General features: G+C 54.7%; 5 protein-coding genes. All 5 read right to left on the bottom strand.

Annotated elements, in window-relative coordinates; all coding sequences use genetic code 11:
* Nucleotides 1-13: 13 nt before the first annotated feature.
* The gene (gene cruG / locus P3X23_RS06830) at nt 14-1,222 is read right to left on the bottom strand and encodes a 2'-O-glycosyltransferase CruG (RefSeq protein ID WP_300874566.1); all 1,209 of its coding nucleotides are present in this window, start codon (nt 1,220-1,222) and stop codon (nt 14-16) included.
* A complete protein-coding gene (gene minE, locus P3X23_RS06825) occupies nt 1,219-1,539 on the bottom strand; it encodes a cell division topological specificity factor MinE (protein ID WP_300874563.1) in 321 nt (106 codons plus the stop codon). The genes cruG and minE overlap by 4 nt, the downstream gene beginning before the upstream one ends.
* The gene (gene minD / locus P3X23_RS06820; RefSeq protein WP_300874561.1) at nt 1,536-2,339 is read right to left on the bottom strand and encodes a septum site-determining protein MinD; all 804 of its coding nucleotides are present in this window, start codon (nt 2,337-2,339) and stop codon (nt 1,536-1,538) included. Before minD ends, minE begins: the two co-directional genes overlap by 4 nt.
* A gap of 347 nt (nt 2,340-2,686) precedes the next feature.
* On the bottom strand, nt 2,687-3,466 hold the full coding sequence (gene minC / locus P3X23_RS06815) for a septum site-determining protein MinC (RefSeq protein ID WP_300874558.1): 780 nt from the start codon (nt 3,464-3,466) through the stop codon (nt 2,687-2,689).
* Entirely contained in the window at nt 3,463-4,248 is a 786-nt protein-coding gene (locus P3X23_RS06810; RefSeq protein WP_300874556.1) for a nuclear transport factor 2 family protein, read from the bottom strand. The genes minC and P3X23_RS06810 overlap by 4 nt, the downstream gene beginning before the upstream one ends.
* Between the last annotated feature and the right edge of the window lie 194 nt (nt 4,249-4,442).

The raw sequence follows: 4,442 nt of genomic DNA, 5'->3' as shown, positions 1-4,442 counted from the left end.
TATCTATCTATATCTAAACCAAAGGTTGAGTTTTGGCAGGATACGTCCGTCCCCGCCACTGCTGGGGACGCTGCCAAGAGGAGAGGGTAATCCGCAGAGCCGCTAGGGAATCCGCAAGGGGGGAAAGCCAAAAGAGCCAGCGCCCTTGACCTGTTTGCCAATCGTAGGCGGGGGCGATCGCCAGAGTCATGCCCCAGCGAATCAACACCAGCAAGCCATTGAGGAATGTTGCTATCTCTAGGGGGAGGGTGGGAGAAGTTACTGTTAAGGCAATCAGCCCTAGGCCAAAGAGGGGCAAGGGGAGTCCCTGCACTGCCCAGAGAAAATAGACATCGCCCCAAACCTGTGCCGCTGGCGTAGCGTCCTTGAGGTCGAGGGAACGCCCCCACTCTCGCCAGGTTTCTGCCAGCCCTTCATACATTCGCACCTTGAGCACCTTTGACCCATCGCGAAAAGCCACTCGGGCACCCGCCGCCGCTGCCGCCCGCACCAATGTCACATCATCACAAAAGGAGGAAGCAGCCACTTGGTAGCCCCCCATTGCCTCAAGGCGCGATCGCCGAATGAGTAGGCACTGACCATTGGCCAAAATTCGCTCTGGCCAAGTTTCCACGCTGCGAGCCGCACCAAAACGATAGATCAATGTTAAAAGCAGCGCGGGTTGCAGCCACCATTCCCCCCCTGTTTTCAGGACAAAGCGGGGTGAGAGGGAAATGAGATCCAATTCCTCCCGCTGGGCAGTCTCTAGGAGACTCGCCACAAGACCAGGTTGTGGTTCTGTATCTGCATCAATCCCCAAAATCCACTCACTGCGGGGGTGAACCCGACAAAACCCCGTCTGCAATGCCCAGGGTCGCCCTACCCAACCAGGGGGCAAGGGGGGATCAAATTCAAGACGAAGGCGAGGTTCTCGATCCTGTGCTGCCTGCACCATCTCGGCCGTGCCATCTTGGGAGTGACTATCTACAACCAAGATTTCCCGCACCTCGTAGCCTTGGCGCATGAGTCCCTCTAGGCAGGGTTGCAACCGCCGTGCCTCATTGAGGGTGGGGACAACAATGGAAACTTTAGCTAAGTTCTCTGGGCGGGAGGGCTGGGGGGTTAAGGGGGCAGGGCGTCGCCAACCTGCCCCTAGGCGGGCCACTAAAACAGCTGCCCAAGGGGCTTGGGCAACAATTGCAGCGCTGGCGATCGCTGCCAATGTCACGGCAACGGTACTCAACTTTCTCCTGCCTCGCTGTTAGATGGGGAATTCTCTGGTGGCGGCGCCTCCGCTGGGGACAGCTTGAGTCGTTTAATCGGTAAATTAGCAATCAAGGCCGTTGTCCGCTGATCCGACTCTAGGGAAACCGCTAGTCCCTCCGTTTCTAGCTCCACATACCGGGAGACCACCTCTAAAATATCGCGCCGTAGATTATCTAAAATTTCAGGGGTCAGCGCCGTGCGATCGTGCGCCAAGACAAGCTTCAAGCGCTCTTTGGCAGTGGTGCGACTAGGGGGAGTGCGGCTAAACAGCCGCTCTAGAAGTTCACTGATCATCCCTTTGCCCCAAACAAGCGTCGAATACGACTAAATAACCCGCCGCTTGCCGCCTCTAGGTCAAGAAACTCTACTTTTTCCCCCTCCAAGCGGCGGGCAATGTTCATAAAGGCCTGCCCAGCCAAGGATGGAGACTCGGCCAACACCAATGGCTCCCCCTTATTGGTGGAAACAATCACCTTCTCATCCTCGGGGACAATCCCAATGAGCGGAATTGAGAGAATTTCTTGGACATCCTCGACAGACATCATGTCGTTGGCCGCAACCATTGCGGGGCGCAGTCGATTTAAGATCAGCTGGCTGTTGCGAATGCGGTAGGCCTCCAGGAGGCCAATCACGCGGTCAGCATCCCGTACTGCGGCAATTTCCGGCGTTGTCACCACCAAGGCCTCCTGAGCCGGGGCAATGGCATTGCGAAACCCCGCCTCAATTCCAGCTGGACAATCAATGAGCACATAATCGTAGTGCTTACTCAGGGCTGAGGCCAACTGTCGCATTTGCTCCGGAGTGATGGCATCCTTATTGCGGCTTTGGGCGGCTGGGAGCAACACCAATTTATTTAGACGCTTATCACGCACAAGGGCCTGATCCAAGCGACACTGACCTGTCAGCACATCAATCGCAGTGTAAACAACCCGATTTTCCAAACCAAGCAATAGGTCAAGGTTGCGCAAGCCGAAGTCCGCATCAATGAGCACCACCGATCGCCCCAACTTGGCCAAGGCAACACCAACATTGGCACTGGCGGTTGTTTTCCCCACCCCCCCTTTACCCGAGGTAATGACAATTGTGCGCCCCATTGAACTCCCTCAGAATTGGCTGAGTGAACTACCGCTATTGTTACAATAGCGGCTTCCTTCCCAACAGATTGCCCAAAGTCAGGATTGGGTGTATAGACTCAATCCTGAATTCCGCAGACCTCTTGCGTCCTCTACGATTGGGTCTTACACTTGGACTTTCCCAGAAGCAGGCTGTAGCTTTCTTCTGGGAACAGTAGGCTTTGCCCCCCGTCCCGCAGGTCAAGAGTGGTAGCCCCTCTTCCGGGGCAACTGGATTCATCATGAGCACTTTACCATAGGTTGGTACTGCAATTCATTTTGCGCTTTAAGCAAAGATTTGCCGCGGCGGATTCTTGCGGGTGATCACCTTAAGGTGCTTTAGATACGGCAAGAGATCGTGCCCAAGCATCGGCTGGAGCAATCTGAATGCCCTGCTGCGTGGCATAGGCCACCTCTGGATAGGGAGGCTTGGGGGGATCGGGGGTACGGGCGACAAAATCGGCAATCCGTAACTGCGTGGCCGCCATTTCTAAGGTCATAATTCGAGCCCCTAGGTTGCCCTTAGCGCCCGCGTGAGCCACACCCCGCAACCGTCCCCAAACAATAATATCTCCTGCAGCAATAATACTGGCGCCAGCATTGACATCGCCGACAATAACCACGCTGGCCTCGTGCCGAATTTCCATACCAGAGCGCAGGGTTGTTTTCAAGTAAAGGGGGTTAGCTGCAGAGTTGGCCTCGCTATCGGCTTCTTTTACAAGTAGCGGGGGCAGTTCCCGTTGTTGGACACTGTAACCAAGGGTAGCAGCGGCGATCGCTGTCTGGCGGCGTTCAGTAATAATTTTGTCCAGTCGCAACTGATGCTCATTCAGAACCTCTGCTAACTGCTGCAGCTGGGATTGATCTAAAAGCCGCTGCCCACAGACACAGTCCACGGGTAAGGTTTCTGACCAAAGATGTTCTTGACCTCTGAGATAGACTTGTAATTGCGGCCACAGGTCAATCCAATCGAGGTCGGCAGGCAATGTAAATCGGCAGCGTCCCTCACAATGTTCTAGAACAAGACCATTGATCGGTATTTCGGCTGATTCAACCTCGTTACTTTCCGTAACAGATTCCTCTAGGGAGGGGGGTTCTGCCTCACTCATGGTTTTTCTACCCGTAGGCGCTGTGTAATCAAGACCATGCCGGTATCCCGAATTAAGGCCACCGAGACCCAGCGGTTACCGGGTTCTTGGGGGGCACGTCCCACCTTAAAAATGCCACCCGCAGAGAGAAGTTCCAATTTTACGGGGCTGGGATTGGCGTAGGTTTGGGTATTGATGGGCTGATCGCTGGCAGCACCAAGGAGAATTGCGTTGCCAATGGGTTCTTGAACAACGGCATCTAAATTAAACTCTTCACCGGTGCGCACAGTTTGGGGAAGCGAGAATTGTACAGTGGGCGGTGTTGTACCAATGGTGATCGTGGTTTTCTCTTGGGTAATGTCTTGGCGAGTAATTTTACCGTTGCGGATGACTTGAGTGGCTTGGAGGCTACCACGCATCATTTGTGGGCGATCGCTGGTGCCCCCCGTCCCTTCAATAGTGGTGCTAATCTCTAAAACCCAGTCATTGCCCTGCTGCTGCCAGCGATTCACCGTCGTGCGATAGCGAATATCGCGGTAGGGCTGCCAAAAAGTGGGCAACTGTTTGCGCAATATCTCTAGGGTCAAACCGTCTGTAGTTTTGAATTCAGGATCATAGAAGGCCAACACCGCTTCTAAGTTCTTTTGACTGGCCGCCGTATCCAAACCGTTGATTACCGCTTGCACAGATTCCGGCAGTGGAACAGAAGCTGCCTGCGCTAGGGGTGCAGCCCAAGTCCTCTGCGGAATACCGCCACAGCTCACTGCTAAACCCAGAATTGAAACCAAAACGTAGCGACGCATCGTGAATTGCCTTTGCTGCTAGGGTCTATTCATCGTCATCAAAGTTGGCGGAGTTATCCTGCTCGTCAGTGGGGGGACGATCCAACGGTTGATAGGGTACATATTCACTGTCATCTGCAGGGTTTTCCGGGCGCGGACGGGGCGGGCGGCGACGCAGCGGGCGATCGCTCACTGTTGCTGTTTCTGTCGTAGGG

Origin of the sequence: Thermosynechococcus sp. Uc (assembly GCF_029335995.1) — a bacterium.
Classification (GTDB): domain Bacteria; phylum Cyanobacteriota; class Cyanobacteriia; order Thermosynechococcales; family Thermosynechococcaceae; genus Thermosynechococcus.
The sequence above is the reverse complement of the archived record's forward strand: the minus strand, read 5'-3'. Positions and strand labels throughout refer to the sequence as shown.

Bases quoted from the DNA above. Each gene is read 5' to 3' on its own strand.
- minE (WP_300874563.1), bottom strand. From the start codon at position 1,539: ATGATCAGTGAACTTCTAGAGCGGCTGTTTAGCCGCACTCCCCCTAGT.
- minD (WP_300874561.1), bottom strand. From the start codon at position 2,339: ATGGGGCGCACAATTGTCATTACCTCGGGTAAAGGGGGGGTGGGGAAA.
- minC (WP_300874558.1), bottom strand. From the start codon at position 3,466: ATGAGTGAGGCAGAACCCCCCTCCCTAGAGGAATCTGTTACGGAAAGT.
- P3X23_RS06810 (WP_300874556.1), bottom strand. From the start codon at position 4,248: ATGCGTCGCTACGTTTTGGTTTCAATTCTGGGTTTAGCAGTGAGCTGT.